At 37.7% G+C, this 1,505-nt stretch carries 2 protein-coding genes; both read left to right on the top strand.

Annotated elements, in window-relative coordinates:
- The first annotated feature begins 108 nt into the window (after positions 1–108).
- Positions 109–546 carry a YwiB family protein gene (locus ACY191_RS05925; protein ID WP_000414867.1) on the top strand — a complete coding sequence of 146 codons (438 nt, stop codon included), beginning with the start codon at positions 109–111 and terminating at the stop codon, positions 544–546.
- The coding region (gene argS / locus ACY191_RS05920) for an arginine--tRNA ligase (protein ID WP_463269937.1) at positions 546–1,505 on the top strand (960 nt) is incomplete at its 3' end. The genes ACY191_RS05925 and argS, both read left to right, overlap by 1 nt.

Raw genomic sequence — 1,505 nt, 5'->3', positions numbered from 1 at the left:
TTTCCTGATTTTTCAGCAGACAGACAGAGTCTTTTTTTGATATGATAGGAAAAGTGATTTATTATAAGTAGTATTTAATATCTATAACATTTGAAAGGTGTGCAAGACGTGGAGAAACAACTTGCAGGCTTGCCGGTACACGTTCATTTCGTAACAGAAATCCGTGAAGGGGCGAGGAAGGAAACCGTTGCTTTTGAAGCAAATGGTCAATACTATGTAAAAGGTCAAGGTACATATGTAACATTCCAGGAGCCGAACGAACAAGGCGAAGTGAAAACAATTATTAAAATTCAAGATGAACAAGTTCTCATTATGCGTTCAGGTGCTGTTTCTATGCGTCAGACGCATGTGAAAGGTGAATGGACAACTGGTACGTATACGAGTGAACTTGGTACGTTTGCATTGCAAACAAAGACTGATAACGTTCTTTTTAAATGGTCGGATGAAAAGAAAAAAGGACAACTCTTCTTAACGTACGCATTGCTTCTAAGTGAACAAGAAGCTGGCAGATATACTATTACAATTAATTTGAAGGAGGCAAAATAATGAATTCCTTAGAACAGGTAAAAGGATTGATTAAAGAAGAAATTCAGGCTGCTGTATTAAAGGCAGAATTAGCGACAGAAGAACAGATTCCAAACGTTGTATTAGAATCTCCAAAAGATAAAACAAATGGTGACTTCTCTACAAATATGGCAATGCAACTTGCACGCGTTGCGAAAAAAGCACCTCGTATGATTGCAGAAGAACTAGTTGCAAACTTCGATAAAGCAAAAGCTTCTATTGAAAAAATCGAAATCGCTGGTCCTGGTTTTATTAACTTCTATATGGATAATAGCTACTTAACAGATTTAATTCCAACAATCGTAAACGCTGGTGAAGCTTACGGTGAAACGAATACTGGTAAAGGTGAAAAAGTACAAGTTGAGTTCGTATCTGCGAATCCAACAGGTGACCTTCACTTAGGACATGCACGAGGTGCGGCAGTAGGTGACACTTTATGTAACCTATTAGCAAAAGCAGGATACGATGTATCTCGTGAGTACTACATTAATGACGCTGGTAACCAAATTCATAACTTAGCTCTTTCTGTTGAAGCTCGTTACATGCAAGCTTTAGGCTTAGAAAAAGAAATGCCAGAAGACGGATACCATGGTGCGGATATCATTGGAATTGGTAAACGTTTAGCAGAAGAATTCGGTGATCGTTATGCGAAAGCTGATGAAAAAGAAAGCTATGAATTCTACCGTGAGTACGGTTTAAAATATGAATTAGCAAAACTTCAAAAAGACTTAGAAAGCTTCCGCGTTAAATTTGATGTATGGTTCTCAGAAACATCATTATACAAAAACGGGAAAATTGATCAAGCACTTGCTGTATTAAAAGAGCGCGACGAGATTTTTGAAGAAGACGGTGCAACTTGGTTCCGTTCAATGACTTACGGTGACGATAAAAACCGTGTATTAATTAAAAATGACGGTTCTTACACATACTTAACGCCAGAT

The organism is Staphylococcus sp. TCBT05, assembly GCF_055179755.1.
Note: the sequence above shows the minus strand (reverse complement) of the source record. Positions and strands in the feature narration are given on the sequence as shown.